The following is a 26,093-nucleotide window of genomic DNA, read 5'->3' as shown; positions in this document are numbered from 1 at the left end:
TATCGAGAGGAGTTAAGTTCTTTATGGCAGAAGAAAAACAAGTGTTTTCCATTGACGTTGCCGGTCGTACTTTTTCTGTAGAAATTGGCGAGTTGGCGAAACAAGCGAATGGTGCAGCACTCATTCATTACGGAGATACGACTGTCCTATCCACAGCTACCGGTAGTAAAGAGCCGAAGGACCTGCCGTTTTTCCCACTGACAGTAAATTATGAAGAGCGTCTTTACGCAGTAGGTAAAATCCCGGGAGGATTCATCAAACGGGAAGGTCGTCCAAGTGACAAAGCTGTCCTTGCTTCCCGTCTGATTGACCGTCCGATCCGTCCATTGTTCCCTGATGGATACCGTAATGATGTGCAAGTGATCAGCTCCGTTATGAGTGTGGATCAGGATTGTTCTTCAGAAATGGCTGCAATGTTAGGGTCATCCATATCTTTGGGTGTATCTGATATTCCATTCGAAGGGCCGATTGCAGGCGTTATCGTTGGACGTGTAGATGGTGAATTCGTCATCAACCCTACCGTTGAACAACAGGAGAAAAGTGATATCGACCTTACAGTAGCAGGTACGAAGGATGCCATCAATATGGTTGAAGCTGGTGCCAACGAGGTTTCTGAAGAGGACATGCTCGAAGCCATCATGTTTGGACATGAAGAAATCAAGCGTTTAGTGGCCTTCCAAGAAGAAATCGTTGAAGCCGTAGGTCGTGAGAAGATGGAAGTGCAGTTGTTCGACCTGGATGCTGAACTGAAAGAAAAAGTCGAAGCAGAGGCGACAGATGCAATTGTTCAAGCCATTAAAACAGAAGAAAAGAAAGCTCGTGAAGAAGCCATTTCACAAGTGAAAGCTGATGTTGTAGCTTCCTACGAAGAGCAGGAAGCAGACGAAGAGACCCTCAAACAAGTTGGATCGATATTAGAAGATATGGTGAAAACGGAAGTGCGTCGGCTGATTACGAAAGATAAAATTCGCCCAGATGGCCGTGGTGTTGACGAAATCCGTTCACTTACATCACGTGTAGGATTGCTTCCTCGTACACACGGTTCTGGACTGTTCACACGTGGTCAAACGCAAGCGCTGAGTGTTTGTACTCTTGGAGCTCTTGGAGATGTTCAAATCCTCGATGGTCTTGATCTTGAAGAGTCCAAGCGTTTCATGCACCATTACAACTTCCCTAAATTCTCTGTCGGAGAAACTGGTCCGATCCGTGGACCTGGTCGTCGTGAAATTGGGCACGGTGCACTTGGTGAACGTGCGCTTGAAGTGGTCATTCCTTCTGAGAATGAATTCCCTTACACCATCCGACTAGTTTCTGAAGTTCTAGAATCGAACGGTTCTACCTCTCAAGCGAGTATTTGTGCAAGTACGCTTGCTATGATGGATGCTGGTGTTCCAATTAAAGCACCTGTAGCTGGAATTGCGATGGGTCTTGTGAAATCAGGCGATGATTATACCATTCTTACAGATATTCAAGGGATGGAAGATGCTCTTGGAGACATGGACTTCAAAGTTGCCGGTACTGAAAAAGGTGTAACGGCCCTTCAAATGGATATCAAGATTGAAGGTCTCTCCAGAGAAATTCTTGAAGAAGCATTATCTCAAGCGAAAAAAGGACGCATGGAAATCCTTGGACATATGCTTGAGACGATGCCTGAAACACGCCAAGAACTTTCAGCACATGCCCCGAAGATCATGACGATGAAGATCAACCCAGACAAGATCCGTGATGTCATTGGACCGAGCGGAAAACAAATCAACCAAATTATTGATGATACGGGTGTGAAGATCGATATTGAACAGGATGGTACCGTGTTCATTTCTTCTACAGATGCCAGCATGAATGCATCAGCTCAGAAAATTATCGAGGATATCGTTCGTGAAGTAGAAGTCGGAGAAGTTTACGATGGTAAAGTGAAGCGTATCGAGAAGTTCGGTGCTTTCGTTGAGCTATTCAAAGGAAAAGAAGGTCTTGTGCATATTTCTGAAATGGCTGAAGAGCGCATTGGAAAAGTGGAAGACATTGTTTCCCTTGGTGATACGATTAAAGTGAAGGTCAAAGAAATCGATAACCAGGGAAGAATCAACCTTTCTAGAAAAGCGATCCTTCTCGATGAGAAGAAGAAGCAAGAAAACGTTGAACAATCCTAATATGGTTACGTAAAGAAGAGATACTGGCTTGCCAGTCTCTTTTTTTTATGCCTAAATTTGGTTTTGATGCTGTTGTGAGGAAAACGGTGCAGCGAGCAATGGTTAATGGCCCGTAATGTTGGTCTAGAAGAAGGACATGCCCCATAGAATAAAATAGGGGTGATGGTCCATGAGCTTCAGATTAATTGTATTATTCAGCGTCAATCTCTGTTTTTTTATAGGATTTGGCATGGCTTTTTTGACTGCGGATCATGTCGTGACTGTTAACAAAGAAGATACCATCTACCAGAAAATCCAAGCTGAAAAAGAAGAATTTGAATGGGAAGCACAGGATGCGAAAATCGATTCTGTATGGAAAAAGACACCCGGGATTGTTGGCCGTAAAGTAGATGTTGAAGCCTCCTATAAGAAAATGCAAAAATACGGCAAGTACAATCCTGAGTTGTATGTCTATAAATTAATTAAGCCTGAGGTTTCTTTAGAGGATTTGCCCGCTTCTCCAATCTATAGAGGTCATCCCGATAAAGAAGCCGTTGCTTTTCTGATCAATGTCTCCTGGGGCGAGGAATACATTCCAGATATGGTGGAGATTTTAAATGAGCAACAGGTGAAAGCGACATTTTTCATTGATGGAGCTTTTGCGAATGATTTTACACACCTCGTGCAGATGATTGAAGAAGAAGGGCATACGATTGGGAGTCATGGCTACAGACATAAGGACATGGGAAGAATGACGAAGGAGCAAGCCAAGGCGAATTTAGAACAAGCAGATGAACTATTATTTGCCTTAACGAAGGAAAAAGTGAAGTATTTCGCTCCTCCATCTGGAAGCTTTAATACGGCTACCGTTGAAGCGGCAGATGAAATGAATATGGAAACCATATTGTGGACCGTGGATACGATCGATTGGAAAAAGCCGACATCGGATGTGCTGATCACAAGGGTCATGGGCAAGGTCCATAATGGTGCAACCATCCTTATGCATCCGACTGAGGTGACAGTAGAAAGCCTCCCAAAATTAATTGAACAAATTAAAGATAAAGGGTATAAACTGGCTTCACTGCAAAAATTATTGAGTGAAGAGAGATAGAGAAGAAGGAGAGTAGCCTAAGTGAGAATGAAGTCTCTAGCCCAAAAACAAGTGATTGATATTGAGAACGGGGAAAAATTAGGAATTCTCGGAAAAGCGGACTTGATCATTGATCCCGATTCTGGAGTGATCAAGTCATTGGTCATTATGAATCACGGATTTATCGGTTTTGGATCATACAAAAAAGAAATGACGATCGATTGGAGTCAAATTGAGACCATTGGTGAGGAAACGATCCTGTTAAAAAAACGATGAACACTGCAGCCTGTGCTGCAGTGTTTTTTGTTTGCTAATCGAAATCACTAACTCTGCATTCCGGCATAGGATACAAGGAGATAAGATACTAGATAAAGGAGACATCCGGGATGCTAACAGGATATCATGTAGCAGTCATAGGGGGCGATGCCCGACAGATCGAACTTATTCGAAGGTTGAATGAGTGGGATGCCACCGTCTATTTGGCTGGGTTCGACCAACTGAATGAAAGCTTTAGAGAAGCCATTGACCTTGACTTTGAAAGTGAACAGGTGGAAAAATTGGATGCCATCATCCTTCCTGTACCGGGGACGGATGCGGAGGGAAAGATTGAAGGGATCTTCTCCAACCAGCTGATCCATTTGTCAGAAGAATGGTTGAAAAGAACACCCGACCATTGCCAAGTGTTTTCTGGAATCGCTAATGATCATTTAAAAGATTTAGCTGCAAAAACCAATCGTACACTCATCCCTTTAATGGACCGGGATGATGTTGCCATTTATAATTCTATTCCTACCGTAGAAGGAACGCTCATGTTGATCATTCAACATACCGATTTTACGATTCATGGATCTAAAATTATTGTCCTCGGTCTTGGTAGGGTAGGAATGAGTCTTGCACGCACGTTTGACCACCTTGGTGCCAAAGTATCTGTTGGAGTACGTTCGTCAAAAGCAGCAGCAAGGGTTTATGAAATGGGCCTGGAACCGATTGATATGAATGACATCGAGAACGCAGATATGTCATGTGACATCTTGCTGAATACCGTTCCACATCTTGTCGTAGATGCCTCGGTTATTAAACAGCTGCCATCTCATGCAATGATTTTGGATCTTGCATCCAAACCGGGAGGAACCGATTTCCGTTATGCAGATAAACGTGGGATTAAAGCATTACTCGCACCAGGTCTGCCGGGAATCGTAGCTCCAAAAACGGCTGGGAGAATCATAGCAGATGTCGTGTCACGAATTGTTCAGGAAGGTTCACGAAAGGAGAATGATTGATGTCTAAGTTAAAAGGGAAAGTGATTGGGTTCGGGTTAACGGGGTCCCATTGTACGTACCATGAGGTTTTTCCTGTTATGCAGGAACTTGTCGACCTCGGCGCCACTGTGGTTCCTGTTTTATCATACACGGTACAAAAAACGGATACGCGCTTCGGTGATGCTTCCGATCATTTAGAAAAAATAAAGGAAATTACAGGGGAAGAACCGATTTTGACGATTCCTGATGCAGAACCCCTCGGACCTAAAAGGCCATTGGACTGCATGCTCATTGCCCCTCTTACGGGCAATTCGACAAGTAAATTCGCAAATGCGCTGACGGATTCGCCTGTATTAATGGCAGCTAAGGCGACCTTGAGGAATGAGAGTCCTGTTGTCATTGCCGTTTCAACAAATGATGCTCTTGGATTGAATGGTGTGAACATCATGCGTCTCATGGCAACGAAAAACATTTACTTTGTGCCTCTAGGTCAGGATCACCCTTTCAAAAAGCCGAACTCATTAGTAGCGGATATGACGTTGATCCCAGAAACGATTGAAGCAGCTCTTGAAGGAAAGCAGCGTCAACCGGTGTTAATTGAAAGGTATCCGAATTAATTCTTTTTTTTCATACCAGGTGTTCTTGTAAATATGATAAAATAACAAAAATAGTGACATGTCTTACTATTCTTACAAATGATATACAAGAGAGGATGCCGAATATGAGTGAAATGAAAAAATATAATGTAGCTGTCGTCGGGGCGACTGGGGCCGTGGGACAAAAGATGTTGGAGACGTTGGAAGATCGGAAGTTTCCTGTTGAAAACTTAAAGCTTCTCTCATCAAGTCGATCAGCAGGATTGAAAATGATGTTCAATGGGAAAGAATACACGTTGGAAGAAGCGACACCTGAAAGCTTCAAAGGTGTGGACATTGCTTTGTTTTCTGCAGGAGGTTCTGTATCTAAGAAACTGGCTCCAGAAGCTGTGAAACATGGTGCCGTCGTCATCGATAATACGAGTGCTTATCGTATGACAGAAGGTGTACCTCTTGTGGTGCCTGAAGTGAATGAAGCAGACATCAAGGAACATAAAGGAATCATTGCGAATCCGAACTGTTCGACCATCCAAATGGTAGCTGCTCTTGAACCGGTTCGTAAAGCTTTCGGCATGAACAGAGTGATCGTATCTACGTACCAAGCTGTTTCGGGAGCGGGGAATGAAGCAGCTGATGAACTTAGAGAACAGTCTCAATCCTTCTTGAATGGGGAAGAGCTGGAAGCTAATCTTCTTCCTGTCAAAGGAGATAAAAAGCACTATCCGATTGCATTTAACGCCTTGCCTCAGATTGATGTCTTTCAGGATAATGGTTATACATTCGAGGAAATGAAAATGATCAATGAAACGAAAAAAATCATGCATGCCCCTGATCTTTCTGTCGCAGCTACTTGTGTGCGCCTCCCATTTTTCACATCTCACGCAGAGAGTGTATATATTGAAGTGGAAAAAGAAGGAGTTACGGTTGAAGAAGTAAAACAGTTGATGAACGAAGCGCCTGGAATCGTTCTCGAAGACGATCCTTCTACTCAAACATACCCAACACCATTAAGTGCGGCTGAAAAGCGAGACATTTTTGTCGGTAGAATCAGAAAAGATCTTGATGATGACAAAGGATTCCATTTATGGGTTGTATCAGATAACTTGTTAAAAGGTGCAGCATGGAATTCCGTGCAAATTGCAGAGCGCTTGATTGCGAATGAGTGGCTGTAAACTTTTATTGAGTTGAGGTGGCCAAATGAAGCTACTTGTACAAAAGTTCGGTGGAACGTCCGTCCGGGACCAGGAGAGTCGGTCCCGGGCGATCCACCATGTGAAAAACGGCTTGAAAGAAGGATTTAAAGTTGTCGTTACCGTGTCAGCTATGGGGAGAAAAGGTAGTCCATATGCAACAGATACATTACTCGGGCTAATTGACTTTCCTAAAACAAACGTTTCGCCAAGAGAGCAGGATTTGATGATGTCATGCGGGGAGACGATTTCTTCGATCGTTTTTGCCCATGAGCTGAATCTCGCTGGTGTTAAAGCCGTCTCGTTAACAGGAGCACAAGCAGGGATTAAGACCAACGGAGATTTTACAAAAGCTAAAATTACTCAAGTAAACCCTGGCAGGATATTAGAAGAACTGAAGAAACATGAAGTCGTTGTCGTTGCAGGATTCCAAGGTCAAACCATTCATGGAGAAGTTACAACGATTGGCCGTGGGGGCAGTGACACAACGGCGGCTGCTTTAGGAGCGGCTTTACATTCCGACTTCATCGATATTTTCACAGATGTAGAGGGCATCATGACCGCCGATCCAAGACTGGTACAGGAAGCGAGACCACTGAACACCATCACATACAATGAGATATGCAACTTGGCCTACCAAGGAGCGAAAGTCATCCATCCAAGGGCTGTAGAAATTGCCATGTATGCGAAGGTCCCCATCCGTGTCCGCTCCACATACTCTGACCTTCCCGGGACGCTTGTCACAGGAACGAAAGAAGATCGAACAGGAAGAGACATATCAGAACGCACTGTAACTGGAATTGCTCATATGGATGGCCTCACGCAAATCAAAGTTCAATCGAAAGAAGACCCTTCCAAACTACAATCCGATGTATTCAAATCCATGGCTTCGGCCAACATTTCCGTAGACTTCATCAATATATCTCCTAGCGGTGTCCTTTACACCATCAACCACATCTTTACAGAAAAAGCGATCCAGATTCTTGAGGATCTCGGTTATGAACCAGAAGTTAGAGAAGGCTGTGCAAAAGTTTCCACAGTCGGAGCTGGAATCACAGGAATCCCCGGGGTAACTGCAGAAATCGTGCAAACACTGACCGACAGGGGAATTCAGATTCTCCAATCCGCCGATTCCCATACGACGATCTGGGTACTGGTCAAGGAAGAAGATCTTATAGAAGCGGTGAATGCACTCCATAAAACTTTCCGATTGAGCAAAGCACCTAAGAAAGGGGAAAAACTGTCATGAATTTCGGAAAGGTTTTGACAGCCATGGTGACACCGTTCGATCGCCATGGTGAGATTGATTTCGGCAAAACAACAGAGCTGGTCGAATATTTATTGAAAAATGGAAGCGACGGACTTGTCATTGCTGGAACGACGGGGGAATCTCCGACATTGACGGCGGATGAAAAAGTAAGCTTATGGAGCCATGTCGTGAAAACAGTCGCTGGGCGTGTGCCAGTCATAGCAGGAACTGGAAGCAATAGCACAGAATCATCTATAAAATTATCCAAAAGAGCTGAAGCCACAGGCGTAGATGCGATCATGCTAGTCGCACCTTACTATAATAAACCGAACCAAGACGGTCTCTATCAACATTTTAAAACCATTGCGGGTTCCGTGAAACTTCCTGTCATGATTTATAATGTTCCAGGAAGGTCGGTCGTACGAATCCAACCCGAAACCATTATGGAACTTTCTAAGATCGAAAACATCGTTTCTTTAAAAGAAGCCACCGGAGATTTAGAAGGAATGGCAAAAATTCGTGCATTCACGGATGATCAATTTTCCATTTACAGTGGAGATGATCATTTGACCCTTCCAGCCTACGCTGTCGGGGCAAACGGCATTATATCGGTTTCCTCTCATGTCGTAGGAAATCAAATGCAAACGATGCTCTCTCTTTTTGAAGAAGGAAAATGGAAAGAAGCAGGAAACCTCCATCGAAAACTGTTGCCCGTGTTCAATGGAATGTTCAGCGCCCCTTCCCCAGCTCCTGTGAAAGCAGCTTTAAAAATCCAAGGTCTTGAAACTGGTGGAGTCAGACTCCCGCTGGTTCCCTTAACAAAAAAAGAAGAAGCAGCCGTTGCAAACTGTCTGAAGTTTCTTACCTAAACCAGGGTGATCCACCCTGGTTTTTTGTATTGGTTATTTTACATTCATATGGACTTGAATAATCCTTCCGGAAAGTCGAACCTCCAGAGCGGTGGGCAGACTTTAAGGATGTCACCGGGAGCGGAATTTATATTGAAAGTATGTTTCACATGGTTTGAGTCATACTACGGGAAAAGAGCGAAAGGAGATCGATCCATGAAAGACGATTCCAAAGAAAAAGATCAATCCAAATCGCAATCCTCTCTCGTTGACAAGATTCAGCAGCTCGGACAAAGCAATGTCCCTCAGCCAGCTGATTCCAATATCCATGTGCTGCCGATCATCGGGCAAGTAGAAGGGCATGTTCAGTTGCCATCACAAAATAAGACAACGAAGTATGAACATTTAATCCCTCAATTGATTGCGATTGAACAAAACCCTAAAATTGAAGGCTTGGTCGTCCTGTTAAATACAGTTGGCGGAGACGTTGAGGCTGGTCTTGCCATCTCTGAAATGATTTCTTCCCTCTCCAAACCGACGGTATCCATCGTATTAGGAGGTGGACACTCCATTGGTGTTCCAATCGCTGTCTCTGCGGATTATTCGTTTATCGTTGAAACGGCGACGATGACGATACATCCGATCCGTATGACCGGTCTTGTCATCGGTGTTCCTCAAACGTTTGAATACATGGATAAAATGCAGGATCGCGTCATCAGCTTTGTAACGAGGCATTCCAATGTGGCAGAAGATAAATTCAAGGAGCTTATGTTTGATAAAGGGAATTTAACCCGCGATATTGGAACAAATGTGGTCGGTCAGCAGGCGGTGGATCATGGTCTTATTGACGCCGTGGGTGGTGTTAAAGAAGCCATGTCTAAATTGAATGAGCTTATTGAGCACAATAAAGGTTCTGATCAGCAGGTGGTTCAATGACCATTCTATACACGCCCTTAAGTGAACATGACATTTTTCCAATGGAAGAAGAAATGTCTGTGGTGTATCATGAACATAACAATTGTCCGCTAATGTGTCGGAAGTCGGAAGATGGAAAAAAGCAGATTATGCAAGTCCTTTCGACAGACCCCTCTCACTACATGGATCCAGATCTTCAACCAGGACAATGGTTGGACTCGTAACATTGTAGATGGCTATGGTATAATAGAATAAATGAGTGACTGGATGCCGGTGTTGTATTTCTTCATGAATATTGAAGGAACCATCGGCATTTTTCTCGTTTTAGTTTTACATATGGGGGAGGAAAGACCATGGCTAGGAAAAGAAAAAAGAAGAAAAAGCAATCGAATATGAAAAGCCATCTGAAGTTTGAACTTATTGGACTGTTCTTCCTCTTCATTGCTGTGATAGGGAGCGGGGCTTCTGCTATTAGTGATGGAGCGGTTCCAGGAGGTTTGGAGAGGTTCTGGCAGTTCTTGTTTGGTGTATGGTACTTTATCGCCTCCCTGTTCTTTTTAATTGTTGGTGTGTATTTGATGGTAAAGAGAAAATGGCCTACGTTCTTACATAAACGTCTGATGGGCGTCTACACCATAGTTACGGCTTTACTTTTGTTCACACACTTGGAAACACTTTCTGCTGAACTTGGTACTGGCGAAGGTTCAATTTTTGCCATGACCTGGGACAGAATCACCGGAATGATGAGGGGAGAACTTCCGTTTTACAGCATTGGCGGAGGATTAACGGGTGCCATCCTTCTTTCCATCAGCTATTACCTTTTCGCAAAAGCTGGAGCAGCGATTTTATCTTTTTTCTTATTTATTATCGGTGTGATTTTCGTCAGTGAAAAATCCATAGGTGAGCTCTTTGCTAAGCTTGGTAAAAAAGTAAAAGAAATGAGCGCGGAACAAGTGAAAAAGATGAAGGATCAGAAAGAGCAAAAAGCAGAAAAGAAAAAGCAGGCATTGGAAGAGAATGAAGAAGATACAGTGGTTTATGAACTGAATGATACGTCTCATGATCAGGAAGAAGAACAGGATCCAGAGCCGATCATACAAGACTTTACAGATACCGCTTATGCTTCTGGAAAAACAAATAAGCCGGAAGAAAGCGGATCGTCAGAGCAACAGGATGTCGACGAGGTGAATATTGAAAAATCGATGCCGACAGCTGAACTTGAGAACATGGATTATCAGTTACCAAGCTTGGAATTGTTGGATGAACCTACATCAACTCCGCAAAGTCAGGGACGTTCTCACATCCAGGCAACCGTTAGGAAGCTTGAAAAGACTTTCCAAAGTTTTGGTGTAAAAGCGAAAGTAACAAAAGTCCATGTTGGTCCGTCTGTAACGAAGTATGAAGTGTACCCTGATGTAGGGGTGAAAGTCAGCAAAATCGTTAACTTGAATGATGATCTTGCCTTAGCCTTGGCGGCGAAAGATATCCGTATTGAAGCGCCTATTCCAGGGAAATCAGCGGTCGGAATCGAAGTGCCGAACCAAGAAGTTTCTATGGTCTCTTTACGTGAAGTATTGGAAACGGGTAAATCAAAACCGGATGCAAAATTAAGCTTTGCCCTGGGAAGAGACATCTCTGGTGAGGCCGTCATGTCAGAATTAAATAAAATGCCTCACTTACTTGTCGCAGGTGCGACCGGAAGTGGTAAAAGTGTTTGTATTAACGGGATCATTACAAGTATTTTAATGAGAGCAAAGCCACATGAAGTGAAAATGATGATGATTGATCCAAAGAAAGTTGAATTGAATGTCTATAATGGAATTCCACACCTTTTAGCTCCGGTTGTCACAGATCCTAAGAAAGCTTCACGTGCATTGAAGAAAGTAGTATCTGAAATGGAACGGAGATACGACCTCTTTTCAGATACAGGCACGAGAAATATCGAAAGCTACAATGAATATATCAAAAAACATAACCAGGAAAATGAAGACGAGCAACCCCAGCTTCCTTACATCGTTGTCCTTGTCGATGAACTTGCAGACTTGATGATGGTCGCTTCAAACGAAGTGGAAGATGCTATAACCCGACTTGCACAAATGGCCCGGGCAGCCGGCATCCATTTGATTATCGCCACCCAGCGTCCTTCTGTGGATGTCATCACAGGTGTCATCAAGGCAAATATTCCTTCAAGAATTGCTTTCAGTGTATCTTCTCAAACCGATTCGAGAACAATCTTGGACTCTGGAGGCGCAGAAAAGCTATTGGGAAGAGGGGACATGCTGTTTACACCAGTCGGATCCAACAAGCCGACAAGGGTGCAAGGCGCATTTTTATCCGATGAGGAAGTGGAAAGGATCGTCAACTTCTGTGTGGAGCAGCAAAAAGCGCAGTACCAAGAAGAGATGATTCCGGAAGAGGAAAGTGAAGTGAAGCAAGAAGTGGATGATGACCTCTATCCTGAAGCTGTCCAAATGGTCATCGAAATGCAAAGTGCCAGTGTTTCTATGATTCAACGACGTTTTCGCGTCGGATATACCCGAGCAGCCCGCTTGATCGATGCCATGGAAGACAACGGCATCGTCGGACCTTATGAAGGTAGTAAACCACGAGCTGTTCTTGTTTCACAGCAAGCAGAAGAACAACATACTTCATAAATCTTAAAAGATCCACCTAATTAGGTGGATCCTTTTTTTGTGTGCTTCAATAAAGACATGATCAAAGCTTTCCCATTTAATTATTAAACAAACTGGCAGGATTGTTGAAGACTCGATTTCGAGACTTTTGTTGAGTGGGTGGGGCTGCGGTGAATGACTCGCTTTCCGCGGGAGCGCGGTGAGCCTCCTCACTCTCAGGCTAAGCATTAAGGGGTCTCACCAAGCACTCTTTTCCTTTATGATATCCGGTTCCGGCGCCTAGCGGCTAGTGAGACTTCCCTCGCTTCTGTACGATAAGTCAACATCGAATCACTTCGTTCTTCGTGTTTCCTTTATCTCCGCCAGCTCAGTCAAGTCCATACGCTCCCTTACATGGAATAGGGTTGTTGGGAAGCTGCGAGACTCCAGTGGGAGAAGGAGATAGGCGAGATCACGCAGGACGCAGTCCGAGGAAGCTCGGCGCTCCCCCACAGGAAAGCGAGTGGCTTCCCAGCCACCCCTGACGCTCAACCAGGCAACGAACCACGGAAACATCTCGAAACTGAGTCTTCCACAATCGGGAGCTTTTCTATTATAAATGTAGATATTTTACATTCATGGAATGCTGATCTAAATCTATCAAGCGTTTACATGGAAATGAGTCAAAATTCATAAAAATGTCCTAATTCTATTTATTTATTTATCGAATAGTGTTATATTATTGTCAAAATGTGATGTGTCGAACGTCAGAGGTCAGATCTCTAGACATATAGTTCAATAGACTTGGGGTGAAAGTGATGTCCATCAGACAAGATACTCGACATCTTTATTTACAGGTGATCGAGCAGATTAAACGTGATATTGAAAACGGTATCTTTTTAGAAAAACAAAAGCTACCATCCGAATTCCAACTTTCCAAATCTCTTGGGGTTTCCAGGGCGACGCTGAGGGAAGCGTTGAGAATTTTAGAAGAAGAAGGTGTGGTTACTCGCAGGCATGGGGTGGGTACATTTGTCAATCCAAAACCTCTGTTTACATCAGGGATCGAGGAATTAGACAGTGTCACAGGAATGATTGCGAAATCAGGAATGACCCCTGGATCACAGTATCTTTCTGCAGAGCTGATTGAACCGACAGAAGAAGACCGAAAACGATTCTCTCCACTGGAGGTACATAGCATTGCGAAGGTCGAACGTGTCCGAACAGCCGACGACCAGCCAGTGGTTTATTGCACAGACAAAATCCCAGAAGGTTTACTTCCGATCGATCAAATTAGAGAAGCAGATTCTTTGTTTAATGTTTTAGAGCGCTATACAGGGAAAACGATCGGGTATGCAGTGACTCATATTGAACCGATCGGCTTTCATGAAAGGATTTCTCCTATCCTGAATTGTGAACCCGACCAGGCCCTCTTACTATTGAGACAAATGCATTACTCTCAGGATGATGTTCCGATGTTACTTTCCTCCAATTACTTTCGAGCTGACAAGTTCAGCTTCCATGTTTTAAGAAAAAGAGTGTAAGGGCTTACAAAAGTGTGACAGATTCATTTTAGGGAGGTGAGGCTGGTCATAAATACTTGAAATCTGCTGGATTTTGATTAACGTCATACTAAACAATTAGGGGGTAATCGTTTTGTTGAAAAGTCGTTTTCTTATGGTTCTAGTATTTCTATTAACTTTTGGTGTGTTTTTAGCTGCTTGTGGTTCTTCTGGAGGAGAGGAAGAAACGAGTGGAAGCAGCAATGATGATTCTGGCAGTGAGGAATCTTCAGGAGAAGAAAGCAGCGATTTCTCTGTAGCCATGGTTACAGATGTGGGTGGGGTTGATGATAAGTCTTTCAACCAATCCGCTTGGGAAGGCTTGCAGGCTTTCGGTGAAGAAAATGGCATGAGCAAAGGTGAAGGAATCGATTACGCTCAATCTGAGAGTGATGCCGATTACGCAACAAACCTGAATCGTCTTGTTCGTCAGGATTATGATTTGATTTATGGAATCGGATACCTTCTTCAACCGGCCATCGCTGAAGTTTCTGAACAATATCCAGATACGAACTTTGCTCTTGTTGACGCCGTTCAAGAAGGAGATAACGTAGTAAGCATCATGTTTAAAGAGCACCAAGGTTCTTTCCTTGCAGGTGTAGCTGCTGCTAACAAGACAAACACGGATAAAGTCGGTTTCATCGGTGGGGTAGATGGAAGCTTGATCAACAAGTTCGAAGCAGGATTCGTCGCTGGTGTTAAATCTGTGAACCCTGAGATTGAAGTAGAAGTAGAGTATGCAGAAAGCTTCAACGATTCACAAAAAGGACAAGCGATTGCATCTAACATGTACTCCAAGGATATTGATGTCATTTACCATGCTTCTGGTGGTACAGGTAACGGTGTATTCGCTCAGGCGAAAGACATCAAGAACAGCAATCCTGATGAAGAAGTTTGGGTTATTGGTGTCGACCGTGACCAGCACGAAGAAGGTCAAATCGGTGATTCTAACGTTACGCTAACTTCTATGGTTAAACGTGTAGACATCGCTGTTCAGAATGTAGCAAACCAAGCGATGAACGGAGAGTTCCCTGGTGGGGAAGTCCTTGAGTTTGGCCTTGCTGATGACGCGATCAGCATTGCCCGCACAAACGAGGAAGCGATGACAGAAGAGATCGTTTCTGCTGTTGAAGAGTGGAAAGAGAAAATCATCAACGGCGAAGTTGAAGTGCCAAGCACACGTGAAGATCTTCAAACATTCTTAGATTCTATGTAACAACTGTCAGAAAGGGGCTGGTGAGAGCCGGCCTTTTCTTCTGTAAAAGAAAATCATCAAATGAAAAGATTGTTCCGGCCCTTTTCCTTTGGTGATTTTTTAAGGTGAACGGGGGAGGGAGAGAGACGAATGGACTATGTAATTGAAATGTTGAAAATTAGAAAAGAATTCCCGGGTATTGTAGCGAATGACAATATCAATTTGCAAGTGAAGAAAGGTGAAATCCACGCTCTTCTTGGGGAGAACGGAGCGGGTAAATCTACACTGATGAACGTTCTGTTCGGCCTCTATCAGCCGGAAAGAGGAGAAATCAGGGTGCGTGGAGAGAAAGTCAACATCACAGATCCTAACGTCGCAAACGCACAGGGGATCGGGATGGTTCACCAGCACTTTATGCTCGTAGACACGTTTACGGTTACTGAAAATATTGTTTTAGGAAGCGAACCGAAGAAGGCAGGAACGGTGAACTTGAAACACGCGGAAGAGCAGGTGAGGGAGCTTTCGGAAAGGTACGGTCTAAATGTCGATCCAAAAGCGAAAATCCGCGATATATCCGTCGGAATGCAACAGCGTGTCGAAATATTGAAAACGCTTTATAGAGGAGCGGAAATCTTAATTTTTGATGAACCTACAGCGGTTCTTACTCCTCAGGAAATCAAAGAGTTGATTGATATCATGCAGAGCCTTGTAAAAGAAGGAAAATCTATCATCCTGATCACGCATAAATTGAAGGAAATTATGGAAGTTTGTGACCGATGCACCGTTATACGGAAAGGTCAAGGAATCGGGACGGTAGATGTCTCTAAAACGAACCCTACAGAGCTTGCTTCTTTGATGGTGGGTCGTGATGTCAGCTTTTCGACGGAGAAAACAAAGGCAGATCCAAAAGAAGCTTACCTTTCTATCAGAGATTTACGCGTGAAAGATGTCCGCGGGGTAGAAATGGTCAAGGGACTGAACTTGGAAGTCCGTGCAGGAGAGATTGTCGGAATTGCTGGTGTTGATGGCAATGGCCAATCCGAATTAATTGAAGCGATCACAGGATTAAGAAGAACTGAATCCGGGAATATCCGCCTTCATGATAAGGAAATAACCAATATGACACCTCGTAAAGTGACCCAATCCGGTGTTTCCCACATCCCGCAGGATCGTCATAAATTCGGTCTTGTACTCGATTTTCCCATTGGTGAGAATATGGTGTTGCAAAGTTACCACCAGAAACCTTATTCGAAAAAAGGGGTCATGAACTTTAAAAACATTTACCAAAAAGCAAAAGATTTGATAGCTGAGTATGATGTCCGCACGCCAGATGCTTATACGCCGGCAAGGGCGCTTTCAGGTGGAAACCAGCAAAAAGCGATCATCGGCCGTGAAGTGGACAGGTCCCCGGATTTGATTATTGCTGCTCAGCCCACGCGTGGCTTGGATGTAGGAGCCATTGAATTTATCCATAAAAAATTAATTGAAGAGAGAGACAAAGGCCGCGCCGTTCTCCTTCTATCCTTTGAACTAGATGAAATCATGAACTTGAGTGATCGGATTGCCGTCATGTTCGATGGACAGATCATTGCTGATGTCCAACCGGAAAAAACGAACGAGCAGGAACTTGGGTTGCTCATGGCTGGTAATTCAACCGAGAAAGCAGGTGGGCAATAATGTTTTCTAATCGATTATTTAATATATTAGTACCAATCATTTCTGTATTGCTCGGCCTGGTTTCCGGTGCCATCATCATGCTGATCTTCGGTTATAATCCAATTGCTGGCTTTTCTGCGCTATGGAATGGGGCCTTTGGTGATGCTTACTTCTTTGGAGAGACGATCAGGCAGGTGACTCCATATATTCTTTCAGGTCTTGCTGTTGCCTTTGCTCTTCGCTCAGGGCTATTGAACATTGGAGTTGAAGGCCAGGTATTTATGGGGTGGCTTGCTTCGGTTTGGATTGGTATTTCTTTTGACCTGCCAATGATCCTTCACTTGCCTTTAGCCATATTAGCTGCGGCTATTGCAGGTGCATTCTGGGGCTTTATTCCAGGTCTTCTAAAAGCGAAATTAGGCGTCCATGAAGTTATCGTTACCATCATGATGAACTATATTGCCTTGTATTTGAGTAATTCCATCGTCCGAAACCTATTGAGCGACGGTGCGGATCGAACAGAAAACGTGGCAGAAACTGCATCCTTGCAATCGACCTGGCTTGCAGAAATGACATTTTACTCAAGGATCCATTATGGGTTTATTGTCGCTTTGCTGATGGCGCTCGTTATGTGGTTCATTATTAACCGTACAACGACTGGATTTGAATTGAGGTCTGTAGGATTCAACCAGCACGCCTCAAAATATGCAGGAATGAATGTAAGCAAAAACATTATCCTTGCGATGGTCATTTCCGGTGCTTTCGCAGGTCTTGCAGGTGCGATGGAAGGCCTGGGTACATTTGGTTTCATGTCTATCAAATCTGGCTTTACCAATATCGGCTTTGACGGAATCGCCGTCGCTCTACTCGGTGCGAATACAGCTTTTGGTGTCATTTTAGCTGCTTTCCTTTTTGGTATCTTGAAAATCGGAGCGTTGAATATGCCTACAGCTGCGGGTGTACCGACTGAGCTTGTAGAAATCATTATTGCCTTGATCATATTCTTCGTAGCTTCAAGCTACATGATCCGTTGGGTTATTCTTCGGTTTAAAAAGGAGGGGAAATAAATGGAGATTATTGAACTGATCAGCCGTATTCTCGGTGCATCTGTTGTATTCGCAACCCCTCTTATTTTCACCGCTTTAGGGGGAGTGTTCAGTGAACGGTCCGGAGTCATCAACATTGGTCTTGAAGGATTAATGATCATGGGGGCATTCGTAGCGATCGTCTCCAACTTGACTTTCCATAGTGTTTTCGGCGCAGCGACCCCTGTCGTATCCCTGATCATTGCTATGATTGTGTCCGCTATTTTTGCACTTGTTCACGCCGTCGCGTCGATTACTTTCCGTGCGGATCAAGTCGTGAGTGGGGTCGCTATAAACTTCCTGGCTTTAGGAATAGGGTTGTTCCTTACCAAACAGTGGTATGATAAAGGGCAAACGGACTTCATTGAAAGTCCAATCTATTCTTCTAATGTTCCTATACTTAATAAGATTCCCATTATCGGTGACATGTTTTTCACCGGATGGTACTGGACTTCTTACTTAGCGATTGCCATGGCATTCCTTGTATGGTTCATCATTTTCAAAACACCATTTGGACTTCGTTTACGCTCAGTAGGTGAACATCCGATGGCTGCCGATACAAACGGAATCAACGTCTACAAGATGAGATATATCGGAGTTATGCTTTCTGGTGCATTTGGTGGTCTTGGTGGTGCTGTATACGCCTTGACAGTAACTCATAACTTCTCTCATGGTACAATCGTAGGGCAAGGGTTTATCGCACTTGCTGCCGTCATTTTCGGGAAATGGCATCCGCTTGGAGCACTAGGCGCCGCTATTTTCTTCGGATTTGCTCAAAGTTTAAGTATTGTTTCATCAGACATTGCCTTTTTAGAAAATGTCCCTTCTGTCTTTATGCTCATCGCTCCATATGTACTGACAATCCTTGCGCTGGCAGGGTTTATCGGAAGAGCGGAAGCACCAAAGTCATTGGGAGAAGCTTATGTAAAAGGAAATCGATAAAGGTTTTCAAGTCCGGTACGCAAGTGCCGGACTTAATTTTTTTACTTTTTCCCACATATACCTTAGCATAAGACTTAGTTAGAATGGATGAATATGGACATGTAGGTCTATAATAGAAGAGACTGATAAGGAGGATGAATATGAAAATAACTGAAGAAACGCTACTCGAAAAAGAAGGGTATCGTCTACATATTTTACCAAGCAAAAAATACAAAACCATTACGATTGTTGCAAAATTCAAAGCCCCTTTAAAAAGGGAAGGGATTACTGAACGTGCGCTTTTACCACATGTCCTGCAAAAAGCGACGAACAATCACCCGAATGTACGATCACTCCAGTCTGCGTTTGAAAACCTTTATGGAACCGCTCTTTCAAGTGATGGCTCTAAGAAGGGTGAGAACCATGTCATCAGCTTCCGCATGGAAGTTGTCAATGAAGCATACTTGAACGACCAAGAGCCGATTCTGGAGGAAGCGGTTCAATTGTTTCATGAAGTACTTTTTGATCCGAAGACGGAAGGGGAAGGGTTTGATTCCTCCATCGTCAATCGTGAAAAGCAGACCCTTGAGCAAAAAATCACCAGCATCAAAGATGACAAAATGAGTTATGCCAATATGAGGCTCATGGATCATATGTGCAAAGACGAACCTTATGCTTTACATGTGCATGGATATTTGGAAGATCTCGAAACAATTACATCTGAAAAACTTTACGCTTATTATAAAGACATGATCGCAAAAGACATGCTTGACGTGTATGTGATTGGTGACATGGATCAAAAAGCGATTGAAAAACTGACAGATCAGTATTTCTCTAGAAAAGGAAGCACCAATGCGGATGACGATCAAGCATCTGTTACAAAAGAGGTGAAAGAAGCAAGGGAAGTTGTCGAGAGGGAAGAAGTAAACCAGGGCAAACTTCATCTTGGTTACAGGACTTATACGAAGTTCGGTGATGATGATTATTATGCCTTGCAAATCTTCAATGGCATATTCGGAGGTTTCCCAAGTTCCAAGCTGTTCATGAACGTTCGTGAGAAACACAGCTTAGCCTATTATGCCGCTTCAAGGTTTGAGAGTCATAAAGGCCTCCTGCTTGTTTTTAGTGGCGTAGACCCTAAAGACTTTGATCAGGCAAAATCAATCATTCTAGAGCAAATGGATGCAATGAAGAACGGAGACTTCACAGAGGAACAAGTTGAAGAGACGAAAGAACAAGTCATTCATCAACTTCAAGAAACGATGGATAATGCGAACGGGATGATCGAAGTGCTTTATCATCAAATGTTATCAGGTGCGGAAATGCCTGCGAATGAGTTAATCGATAATATCCGGAAAGTAACGAAAGAACAAGTCGTCCAGATGGCCAAAAAGATCGAATTGGACACGATTTACTTTTTGACGAGCAAAGAAGGAGGGGAATCTTAATGGAAGAACTGGTCTATACTCAGCTGAACGAAACGGTTTATCAGGAAACATTGGATAATGGATTGAAGGTGTTTTTACTTTCTAAGCCCGAAATGGCCAAAACATTTGGGATCTTCACGACGAATTATGGATCAATCGATCAAACATTCACACCGATCGGAAAAAATGAAAAGGTAACGGTGCCAGAAGGGATTGCACACTTTCTTGAGCATAAATTGTTTGAAAAAGAAGACCGGGATGTGTTCCAGGATTTCACGAGGCTCGGGGCATCAGCGAATGCTTTTACTTCCTTTACAAAAACGGCTTATTTGTTTTCTGCAACCAGTCAAATCGATAAAAATGTTCAGACACTGCTTGATTTCGTGCAGGACCCTTATTTCTCAGAGGAATCTGTAGAAAAAGAAAAAGGGATCATCGCTCAGGAAATCCGCATGTACGACGATCAGCCTGATTGGCGTTCCTTTTTCGGAACCATTCAGAGTTTATATCATGACCACCCTGTGAAGGTGGACATCGCAGGGACCGTTGACAGCATACAGAAAATCACGAAAGATGACCTCTACACCTGTTACGAGACATTTTATCATCCTTCGAATATGGTCTTATTCGTTGCTGGAAATATCGACCCTGAGTCCATGATGACATTGATTAGGGATAATCAAGCGAAAAAAGAATTCCCTGATGCGCCGGAAATCAACCGTTCCTATCCTGAAGAACCAGCTTCTGCTGCTAAAAAAGAACATTCAATCACGATGCCCGTGACAACAGCGAAAGCGATGGTCGGGGTCAAGGAAAACGTCGATGGCTTAACAGGCGAAGAATTGGTTCGTGGAGAACTTCTATCAGGGATGATTCTTGATTATTATTTCTCAAGAAGCGGCGTTTTCTATGAGGAGCTGTATAAAAACGATCTTATTGATGACAGCTTCCAATTTGAAACGGAACTTGATCGTCAATTCGGTTTCACAATTCTTGGAGGAGACTCTAGAAAGCCTGATGAAATGGCATCTCGTATTAAGGAAATGTTGCATGAGTTAAAAGAGCAACGGATATCCGATGAAGACTTTACGAGGATGAAGAGGAAGAAAATCGGTCAATTTATGAGAGCGATGAACTCCTTGGAATTCATCGCCAACCAATTTACCCATTACCATACACTTGGTACAGACTTATTTGAAGTGCTGCCGATCATTGAATCCTTGACCGCTGATGATGCGGAAGAATACTTGCAACACTGGTTGAAAGAAGATGCAATCACTGTCTTCCAAATCAAACCTCAAACCAATGCATAAGAGGTGTTTGATCATAGGGGCCAGCGGAGGAATTGGTCAGGCAATCGTTCAACGTGTTGTCGATCAAGGCTTTTCCGTTGGCCTGCATTACAACCAAAGTGAGCAAATCATCCAAGAATTAAGTGAAGAGATCCCTGATACCCAATGGGGTGGGAAATATCAAGCGGATCTTTCCACTTTAGATGGCATCCATTCACTTTTAGTTCACATTGATGAAGAATGGGATGCCGTGATCTTTGCTGGCGGGCATATGTATCGGGGTTTATTCCAGGATATGAAACCGGATGAGATGGACGAACTGTATTTGGTCCACGTCAAATCTCTGTGGATGATCACACAGAAGGTGCTTCCGTATATGATTCGAAAAAAAAGTGGCAATATTCTAGTCATCAGTTCTATTTTTGGACTTGAAGGTGCAAGTATGGAGGTTGTGTACAGCTCTGTGAAAGGCGCACAAAACAGCTTTGTCAAAGGACTTGCGAAAGAAGTCGCGCCAAGTGGAATCAGAGTCAACGGTATTGCACCTGGCTTGATTGCGACTAAGATGAACGCCCACCTCGCCCAAGAAGAATTGGACTTTCTTGAAAACGATATACCTCTTGGACGGTCGGGGACGCCTGAGGAAGTCGCACAAACGGCCGGCTTTTTGATGAGTGACAAATCAAGCTACATAACGGGACAAGTGATTCAAGTCGATGGCGGTTGGTCTTAATTCTGTTGCATAAGATCCGTGTTTCCTTCTCATACTAAGCATGAAAAAATTCAGAGGAGGTTACATCATGTCTGTTCTCGATAATTTCGATTCTTGGAAAGATTTCTTGGGTGATCGCTTACATCAGGCGAAAGGTCAAGGCATGCAAGAACAAGCCGTTTCTGAGCTTGCTTATGAAATTGGTGGTTATTTAGCAAACTCCGTGGATGCGAAGAACGAGCAGGAAGCTGTCTTGCGTGATCTTTGGAATGTAGCAGATGAAAAAGAACAACACGCCATTGCTAATATGATGGTGAAAATGGTTCAAAACGAAGGAAATCAAGGTTAACCTCGTCATCAATCCGCACAGACGTCTGTGCGGATTTTTTCTGATAATACCAAGCTTTTTCAATTTTTGTATGTTTATGTAGGATCGAACCTTTCCTATTTAGAAAAAATCCTTTATGATAGATAGAGAGTGAAAAATTCCATAAATCACTCGACTTTGACAAATAACGACAATTTTTCAGAGGAGTTGTATTATGGAAAAAAAAGAATGGTACTTAGAATATGAAATCCAATATAACCGCCCAGGATTGCTTGGGGACATCTCCTCACTGCTCGGGATGATGGCGATTAACATCGTCACCATCAATGGTGTAGAAAATTCACACCGGGGAATGTTGCTTTTATGTAAAGATGAAGAACAAATCACTCGGTTGAGATCGATTTTAAATACAATGGATACTATAAAAGTGACTAAACTGCGCCGGCCAAAATTGAGAGATCGTTTGGCAGTAAGGCATGGACGATATATACATAGCGATGTGGATGATCGTAAAACTTTCCGTTTCAATCGGGAGGACTTGGGATTACTAGTTGATTTTATGGCTGAGCTCTTCATGAAGGATGGGCATAAATTGATTGGGATTCGTGGGATGCCCCGAGTAGGAAAAACAGAGTCTGTCGTAGCAGCGAGTGTATGTGCAAACAAGAGATGGCTATTTGTATCCAGTACACTTTTAAAGCAGACGGTACGCAATCAGCTGATCGATGAAGAGTACAGTGAAGACAATCTTTACATCATCGATGGGATTGTGTCTGCTAAACGAGCAAATGAAAAGCACTGGCAGCTTGTACGTGAGATCATGAGACTCCCTGCAACGAAAGTCATTGAACACCCTGACATTTTCGTGCAGGAAACGGAATATACAATGGATGACTTTGATTACATTATTGAACTTCGCAATAACGAAGATGAAGAAATTACTTATGAACCTGTGGAAAAACAAGAGATGTCAATGAACGAAGGTTTTTCCATGTTCGATTTTTAGAAATTGGATGGTGTTAACATGGAGATTGGTGAAAGACTGAGGGAAGCCCGGGAATCGAAAGGCCTTTCTTTAGAATCGTTGCAAGAGACGACAAAAATACAAAAACGCTACCTTCAGGCGATTGAAAAGAATGAGTTTCAAGTGCTGCCTGGAAAATTCTATACCCGTGCGTTTATTAGGGAATATGCCTCTGCTGTAGGATTGGACCCAGAAGTCGTCATGGAAGAACATAAAGGGGAGCTTCCGACCTTCGATGAAGAGAGCACGGTACAGTACAGCCGTGTCCAGAGGACGAAAAAGGAAGTGACACAGAAAAGCGGCCCATCTTCCGGGGTTCTGCCCACGATTATAACCGTTGGATTGATTATTGGCTTAATATTTGTCGTGTGGCTCGTGTGGCAGAATATGAGCGGGGCTGAGGATGGCAATACAGCAACAGACAATGGTTCCAACAATGAAATTAGTGTGCCTGAGAATTCTCAAAGTAAAACTTCCGACGAACAGGAAGAAGCGGAAGGTAATGAAGATGGAAGTGAATCGGAGGAGTCAGCTTCAGAGGACGAAGCAGCGCAGGAGGAAGAAGATGAACCAGCTGCGGAGGAAGAAGCAGAGGTGGACATTCAAATGGTTCAGGAAGGGACAGGTTCTTTTCCAGAGCACACCTATAATGTCAGCGGGATGACTGAACGTTCCGTTACCATCGAGTTAACAGGCAGAGCCTACATGGAAGTACAAGCGCCTAAGAGTGGTGAAGACCTTGTGACAGCGAAGGAATACACTGCAGAAGATTCGCCGATCTCCCTGGATTTAGGTGACAAAGCTGAATTGTACATTAAGACTGGGAATGCACCGGGAACAACCGTTACGATTGGCGGAAAGGAAGTTCCTTATCCTAACCCGGAAGTATCCACCCAGAAGTTATTGTTGCAATTCAACTAAGAAACTGAATATAATCATGACTAGGCTGCCCCGGCGTTTCATTGGAAGAGTGCAAAGCCACTCTCCGTGGACGGGCAGCCTTTCATGTATTGAAATGACTGTTAGGAGAGTGAGCTTATGAACTTACCAAATAAAATTACATTATCCAGAATATTCCTTATTCCGATATTCATCATCCTTATGAGTGTTCCATTTGATTGGGGAACTTTTCAAATGGAAGACCGTGAATTACCCGTTGCCCATCTAGCAGGTGCGCTTCTGTTTATTTTAGCTTCTACAACGGACTGGATCGACGGATATATTGCAAGGAAATACAACCTTGTCACGAACTTAGGGAAGTTTCTCGATCCTTTGGCTGATAAGCTGTTAGTTAGTGCAGCCCTCATCTTATTGGTCGAGATTGGACTCGCGCCTGCATGGATCGTCATATTGATTATCAGTCGTGAATTCGCAGTGACGGGACTTCGATTAGTGGCCGCTGGAGAAGGAAGTGTTCTTGCAGCAAGCCAAATGGGGAAACTGAAGACATGGATCCAAATCATCGCCATTTCCCTTCTTCTCTTGCATAATTGGCCATTTGCATTTGTAGGATTCCCTCTTGGGATGATTGCTCTTTATCTGGCTCTATTCATTACCGTGTACTCGGGTTATGATTACTTTAAGAAAAATTGGCATGTGATGAGGGATTCCAAATGAGAGCAGAAATCATAGGTGTCGGAACAGAGTTACTTTTAGGTCAAATTGCGAATACAAATGCTCAGTGGATTTCAAGTCGGCTTGCGACCCTTGGACATTCCGTTTATCATCACACCGTGGTTGGAGATAATCTGAAAAGGGTGACAGATTCTTTTGCATTGGCCGAAACAAGGGCTGACCTTGTAATTGTCACAGGTGGACTCGGTCCTACAGAAGATGACTTGACACTGGATGCCGCTCAACTGGTTTTTGATGAGGAATTGGTCGAACACGAAGATTCCATGGAAAAGATCAAGGGCTATTATCAAAGAAATCAAAAGTTTATGTCAGAGAACAATCGTAAACAGGCCCGTGTGTTTGAGAGTGCCTCCGTCTTTCCAAATTTAGAAGGTATGGCGCCTGGTCAATTGGTTAAGCATGACGACACCCTGTGGGTCTTCCTTCCAGGAGTACCTAGAGAAATGAAGTATATAATGGATGAATATGTCATTCCGTATTTGCAGAATAACTACCACATTGAATCCCAAATCGTCTCAGAAATGATGCGTTTTATCGGGATTGGCGAATCGGATTTGGAAACAAAGCTGCAGTCCTTTATTACATCCCAGACCAATCCGACCATTGCCCCGCTCGCTTCTGAGGGTGAAGTTGGCTTAAGGTTAACAGCTACAGGGGAATCAACAGAAAAGGCGAAAGAAAAAATCCTCACACTCAAAACAGAAATCCTCGCCCAAGTCGGAAAATATTATTACGGCAGTGATGCGATTACCATTGAAGAGAAGGTCAGAGATCTTCTTAAAGAAAAAGGATTCAAAATCGGTTCAGCAGAAAGCTTTACCGGCGGGAGGTTTTTGGAGCGTCTCATAGCATTGCCGGGTGCTTCGTCCGTCTGTCAAGGCGGATATACCGTCTATACTGTGGATATGAAAGAAAGAGTGCTTCAAATCCCTAAATTCCTAATAAAAAAATGCGGTACCATCAGCCATGAATGTGCGGAGATGATGGCTTTAAACGCTCAAGCTAACTTAAACGTCGATGTTGCTGTCAGTTTCACAGGAGTGGCCGGTCCGGATGCCAGCGAAGGGCATGAACCAGGTACTGTCTTTATAGGGCTTCAAATAGGAGAGAGAAAACCAGAAGTTCATAAATTTCATTTCGACGGTGGACGGGAACAGGTGCGAGTAAGAGCTGTGAAAAAAGCGTACGAAATGATTTTCCATAGACTGAAAAAATGATTTTTATTGCTAAAAAGGTGCAATTTTGATAATTTCACGTAGAGGAAATAAAAAAATTGCACCTTTTTTCTTTATAAAAAAAGGGAACATTTATTCGCTTTTTAGTTGGCAAACGGTCAAAAACAAGTTATGATAGGGATAGAAATATTGAAAG

The 26,093-nt window shown here is 43.5% G+C and carries 24 protein-coding genes; all 24 read left to right on the top strand.

Going from position 1 to position 26,093, the window contains the following annotated elements:
- The first annotated feature begins 23 nt into the window (after window positions 1-23).
- Window positions 24-2,147: a polyribonucleotide nucleotidyltransferase gene (gene pnp, locus GLV98_RS04095; protein ID WP_160912328.1), complete on the top strand. Its 2,124-nt coding sequence runs from the start codon at window positions 24-26 to the stop codon at window positions 2,145-2,147.
- Between the two features lie 169 nt (window positions 2,148-2,316).
- The gene (locus tag GLV98_RS04090) at window positions 2,317-3,237 is read left to right on the top strand and encodes a polysaccharide deacetylase family protein (protein WP_160912326.1); all 921 of its coding nucleotides are present in this window, start codon (window positions 2,317-2,319) and stop codon (window positions 3,235-3,237) included.
- Between the two features lie 27 nt (window positions 3,238-3,264).
- Window positions 3,265-3,492 carry a YlmC/YmxH family sporulation protein gene (locus GLV98_RS04085; protein WP_202409925.1) on the top strand — a complete coding sequence of 76 codons (228 nt, stop codon included), beginning with the start codon at window positions 3,265-3,267 and terminating at the stop codon, window positions 3,490-3,492.
- Between the two features lie 110 nt (window positions 3,493-3,602).
- Window positions 3,603-4,496, top strand: coding sequence for a dipicolinic acid synthetase subunit A (gene dpaA / locus GLV98_RS04080; protein ID WP_160912322.1), 894 nt, complete (start codon window positions 3,603-3,605; stop codon window positions 4,494-4,496).
- Window positions 4,496-5,092 (top strand): dipicolinate synthase subunit B, encoded by a 597-nt coding sequence (locus tag GLV98_RS04075; RefSeq protein ID WP_160912319.1) that lies wholly within the window; start codon window positions 4,496-4,498, stop codon window positions 5,090-5,092. The genes dpaA and GLV98_RS04075 overlap by 1 nt, the downstream gene beginning before the upstream one ends.
- A 104-nt stretch (window positions 5,093-5,196) precedes the next feature.
- Window positions 5,197-6,243 carry an aspartate-semialdehyde dehydrogenase gene (gene asd, locus GLV98_RS04070; RefSeq protein ID WP_160912317.1) on the top strand — a complete coding sequence of 349 codons (1,047 nt, stop codon included), beginning with the start codon at window positions 5,197-5,199 and terminating at the stop codon, window positions 6,241-6,243.
- A 25-nt stretch (window positions 6,244-6,268) separates the two neighbouring features.
- The gene (gene dapG, locus GLV98_RS04065; protein WP_160912315.1) at window positions 6,269-7,510 is read left to right on the top strand and encodes an aspartate kinase; all 1,242 of its coding nucleotides are present in this window, start codon (window positions 6,269-6,271) and stop codon (window positions 7,508-7,510) included.
- On the top strand, window positions 7,507-8,379 hold the full coding sequence (gene dapA / locus GLV98_RS04060) for a 4-hydroxy-tetrahydrodipicolinate synthase (RefSeq protein WP_160912313.1): 873 nt from the start codon (window positions 7,507-7,509) through the stop codon (window positions 8,377-8,379). The genes dapG and dapA overlap by 4 nt, the downstream gene beginning before the upstream one ends.
- A gap of 195 nt (window positions 8,380-8,574) precedes the next feature.
- Window positions 8,575-9,294, top strand: a complete 720-nt coding sequence (locus GLV98_RS04055; protein ID WP_160912311.1) for a ClpP family protease — start codon at window positions 8,575-8,577, stop codon at window positions 9,292-9,294.
- Window positions 9,291-9,497, top strand: coding sequence for a YlzJ-like family protein (locus GLV98_RS04050; RefSeq protein ID WP_089652360.1), 207 nt, complete (start codon window positions 9,291-9,293; stop codon window positions 9,495-9,497). The genes GLV98_RS04055 and GLV98_RS04050 overlap by 4 nt, the downstream gene beginning before the upstream one ends.
- A 129-nt stretch (window positions 9,498-9,626) precedes the next feature.
- The gene (locus GLV98_RS04045) at window positions 9,627-11,927 is read left to right on the top strand and encodes a DNA translocase FtsK (protein WP_160912309.1); all 2,301 of its coding nucleotides are present in this window, start codon (window positions 9,627-9,629) and stop codon (window positions 11,925-11,927) included.
- Between the two features lie 776 nt (window positions 11,928-12,703).
- Window positions 12,704-13,429 (top strand): GntR family transcriptional regulator, encoded by a 726-nt coding sequence (locus GLV98_RS04040; protein ID WP_089652357.1) that lies wholly within the window; start codon window positions 12,704-12,706, stop codon window positions 13,427-13,429.
- A gap of 112 nt (window positions 13,430-13,541) precedes the next feature.
- Window positions 13,542-14,663 (top strand): BMP family lipoprotein, encoded by a 1,122-nt coding sequence (locus GLV98_RS04035; protein WP_272917273.1) that lies wholly within the window; start codon window positions 13,542-13,544, stop codon window positions 14,661-14,663.
- Between the two features lie 129 nt (window positions 14,664-14,792).
- Window positions 14,793-16,319: an ABC transporter ATP-binding protein gene (locus tag GLV98_RS04030; RefSeq protein WP_160912307.1), complete on the top strand. Its 1,527-nt coding sequence runs from the start codon at window positions 14,793-14,795 to the stop codon at window positions 16,317-16,319.
- A complete protein-coding gene (locus tag GLV98_RS04025) occupies window positions 16,319-17,365 on the top strand; it encodes an ABC transporter permease (RefSeq protein WP_160912304.1) in 1,047 nt (348 codons plus the stop codon). Before GLV98_RS04030 ends, GLV98_RS04025 begins: the two co-directional genes overlap by 1 nt.
- Window positions 17,366-18,325, top strand: a complete 960-nt coding sequence (locus GLV98_RS04020; protein ID WP_202409887.1) for an ABC transporter permease — start codon at window positions 17,366-17,368, stop codon at window positions 18,323-18,325.
- 140 nt (window positions 18,326-18,465) lie between these two features.
- The gene (yfmF, locus tag GLV98_RS04015; protein WP_160912302.1) at window positions 18,466-19,752 is read left to right on the top strand and encodes an EF-P 5-aminopentanol modification-associated protein YfmF; all 1,287 of its coding nucleotides are present in this window, start codon (window positions 18,466-18,468) and stop codon (window positions 19,750-19,752) included.
- Window positions 19,752-21,044, top strand: a complete 1,293-nt coding sequence (yfmH, locus tag GLV98_RS04010) for an EF-P 5-aminopentanol modification-associated protein YfmH (RefSeq protein ID WP_160912300.1) — start codon at window positions 19,752-19,754, stop codon at window positions 21,042-21,044. Before yfmF ends, yfmH begins: the two co-directional genes overlap by 1 nt.
- Window positions 21,045-21,051: 7 nt before the next feature.
- Window positions 21,052-21,756: an elongation factor P 5-aminopentanone reductase gene (gene ymfI / locus GLV98_RS04005; protein WP_337193710.1), complete on the top strand. Its 705-nt coding sequence runs from the start codon at window positions 21,052-21,054 to the stop codon at window positions 21,754-21,756.
- A 67-nt stretch (window positions 21,757-21,823) separates the two neighbouring features.
- Window positions 21,824-22,084 carry a DUF3243 domain-containing protein gene (locus tag GLV98_RS04000; protein ID WP_115893179.1) on the top strand — a complete coding sequence of 87 codons (261 nt, stop codon included), beginning with the start codon at window positions 21,824-21,826 and terminating at the stop codon, window positions 22,082-22,084.
- Window positions 22,085-22,277: 193 nt separating this feature from the next.
- Window positions 22,278-23,069 carry a DUF3388 domain-containing protein gene (locus GLV98_RS03995; protein ID WP_146816339.1) on the top strand — a complete coding sequence of 264 codons (792 nt, stop codon included), beginning with the start codon at window positions 22,278-22,280 and terminating at the stop codon, window positions 23,067-23,069.
- 18 nt (window positions 23,070-23,087) lie between these two features.
- Window positions 23,088-24,008, top strand: a complete 921-nt coding sequence (locus GLV98_RS03990; protein ID WP_160912298.1) for a helix-turn-helix domain-containing protein — start codon at window positions 23,088-23,090, stop codon at window positions 24,006-24,008.
- Window positions 24,009-24,125: 117 nt separating this feature from the next.
- Window positions 24,126-24,704, top strand: coding sequence for a CDP-diacylglycerol--glycerol-3-phosphate 3-phosphatidyltransferase (gene pgsA / locus GLV98_RS03985; RefSeq protein ID WP_160912295.1), 579 nt, complete (start codon window positions 24,126-24,128; stop codon window positions 24,702-24,704).
- Window positions 24,701-25,939: a competence/damage-inducible protein A gene (locus GLV98_RS03980; RefSeq protein WP_160912293.1), complete on the top strand. Its 1,239-nt coding sequence runs from the start codon at window positions 24,701-24,703 to the stop codon at window positions 25,937-25,939. Before pgsA ends, GLV98_RS03980 begins: the two co-directional genes overlap by 4 nt.
- The last annotated feature ends 154 nt before the right edge of the window (window positions 25,940-26,093 follow it).

The organism is Halobacillus litoralis (genome assembly GCF_009856415.1).
Taxonomy (GTDB): Bacteria; Bacillota; Bacilli; order Bacillales; family Halobacillaceae; genus Halobacillus; species Halobacillus litoralis_C.
The sequence above is the reverse complement of the archived record's forward strand: the minus strand, read 5'-3'. Positions and strand labels throughout refer to the sequence as shown.

Bases quoted from the DNA above. Each gene is read 5' to 3' on its own strand.
- GLV98_RS03995 (WP_146816339.1), top strand. From the start codon at position 22,278: ATGGAAAAAAAAGAATGGTACTTAGAATATGAAATCCAATATAACCGC.
- pgsA (WP_160912295.1), top strand. From the start codon at position 24,126: ATGAACTTACCAAATAAAATTACATTATCCAGAATATTCCTTATTCCG.
- dapA (WP_160912313.1), top strand. From the start codon at position 7,507: ATGAATTTCGGAAAGGTTTTGACAGCCATGGTGACACCGTTCGATCGC.
- GLV98_RS04030 (WP_160912307.1), top strand. From the start codon at position 14,793: ATGGACTATGTAATTGAAATGTTGAAAATTAGAAAAGAATTCCCGGGT.
- GLV98_RS03980 (WP_160912293.1), top strand. From the start codon at position 24,701: ATGAGAGCAGAAATCATAGGTGTCGGAACAGAGTTACTTTTAGGTCAA.
- GLV98_RS04025 (WP_160912304.1), top strand. From the start codon at position 16,319: ATGTTTTCTAATCGATTATTTAATATATTAGTACCAATCATTTCTGTA.
- GLV98_RS04040 (WP_089652357.1), top strand. From the start codon at position 12,704: ATGTCCATCAGACAAGATACTCGACATCTTTATTTACAGGTGATCGAG.
- GLV98_RS04050 (WP_089652360.1), top strand. From the start codon at position 9,291: ATGACCATTCTATACACGCCCTTAAGTGAACATGACATTTTTCCAATG.
- asd (WP_160912317.1), top strand. From the start codon at position 5,197: ATGAGTGAAATGAAAAAATATAATGTAGCTGTCGTCGGGGCGACTGGG.
- GLV98_RS04085 (WP_202409925.1), top strand. From the start codon at position 3,265: ATGAAGTCTCTAGCCCAAAAACAAGTGATTGATATTGAGAACGGGGAA.
- dpaA (WP_160912322.1), top strand. From the start codon at position 3,603: ATGCTAACAGGATATCATGTAGCAGTCATAGGGGGCGATGCCCGACAG.
- yfmH (WP_160912300.1), top strand. From the start codon at position 19,752: ATGGAAGAACTGGTCTATACTCAGCTGAACGAAACGGTTTATCAGGAA.
- pnp (WP_160912328.1), top strand. From the start codon at position 24: ATGGCAGAAGAAAAACAAGTGTTTTCCATTGACGTTGCCGGTCGTACT.
- GLV98_RS04090 (WP_160912326.1), top strand. From the start codon at position 2,317: ATGAGCTTCAGATTAATTGTATTATTCAGCGTCAATCTCTGTTTTTTT.
- GLV98_RS04045 (WP_160912309.1), top strand. From the start codon at position 9,627: ATGGCTAGGAAAAGAAAAAAGAAGAAAAAGCAATCGAATATGAAAAGC.
- GLV98_RS04055 (WP_160912311.1), top strand. From the start codon at position 8,575: ATGAAAGACGATTCCAAAGAAAAAGATCAATCCAAATCGCAATCCTCT.
- GLV98_RS04020 (WP_202409887.1), top strand. From the start codon at position 17,366: ATGGAGATTATTGAACTGATCAGCCGTATTCTCGGTGCATCTGTTGTA.
- GLV98_RS04075 (WP_160912319.1), top strand. From the start codon at position 4,496: ATGTCTAAGTTAAAAGGGAAAGTGATTGGGTTCGGGTTAACGGGGTCC.
- dapG (WP_160912315.1), top strand. From the start codon at position 6,269: ATGAAGCTACTTGTACAAAAGTTCGGTGGAACGTCCGTCCGGGACCAG.
- yfmF (WP_160912302.1), top strand. From the start codon at position 18,466: ATGAAAATAACTGAAGAAACGCTACTCGAAAAAGAAGGGTATCGTCTA.
- GLV98_RS03990 (WP_160912298.1), top strand. From the start codon at position 23,088: ATGGAGATTGGTGAAAGACTGAGGGAAGCCCGGGAATCGAAAGGCCTT.
- GLV98_RS04000 (WP_115893179.1), top strand. From the start codon at position 21,824: ATGTCTGTTCTCGATAATTTCGATTCTTGGAAAGATTTCTTGGGTGAT.